Origin of the sequence: Sporanaerobium hydrogeniformans, from assembly GCF_002735925.1 — a bacterium.
GTDB lineage: Bacteria > Bacillota > Clostridia > Lachnospirales > Cellulosilyticaceae > Sporanaerobium > Sporanaerobium hydrogeniformans.
Genome location: NZ_PEDL01000065.1, coordinates 1 through 514, shown reverse-complemented (window position 1 = coordinate 514; position 514 = coordinate 1). Strand labels below are relative to the sequence as shown.

2 tRNA genes are annotated in these 514 nt (G+C 43.2%); both read right to left on the bottom strand.

The annotated features are described in order from the left end of the window. Nucleotides 1-339: 339 nt before the first annotated feature. Nucleotides 340-412, bottom strand: a tRNA-Ala gene (locus tag CS063_RS17435). A 3-nt stretch (nt 413-415) separates the two neighbouring features. Further along, nucleotides 416-489: transfer RNA gene (locus tag CS063_RS17430), tRNA-Ile, on the bottom strand. Nucleotides 490-514: the final 25 nt, after the last annotated feature.

The window sequence follows — 514 nt, the reverse complement described above, 5'->3', positions numbered from 1 at the left end:
GCTTATCACGTCCTTCATCGGCTCTCGGTGCCAAGGCATCCACTCTACGCTCTTAGTAGCTTGACCTAATCCGTTCAACTTACGTTGACGGTTTGTCATGTGCCTTGTTAATCAACTTTCGTTGAATACAAAGAATATAAATTTATCGGTTAAATTGTAGATATAAACCAACAGATTATCTGTTTGTTACCCTGACAACTTGCGTTATCATTAGGCGCTAAAATAAATTTTAGCTTGCTCACTTAATGAGCATTTGAAGTTTAAATCTATCATTTGATTGTGTTTAGTTTTCAAAGTACAAAGTTGTCCCTCTCGCATTAATAGTAATGCTTTGGACAGTGGAGACGACGAGATTCGAACTCGTGACCCCCTGCTTGCAAGGCAGGTGCTCTCCCAACTGAGCTACGCCCCCATATAGGCCCAAATGGACTCGAACCATCGACCTCACGCTTATCAGGCGTGCGCTCTAACCACCTGAGCTATGAGCCTATGAATCTGGCAACCACCTACTCTC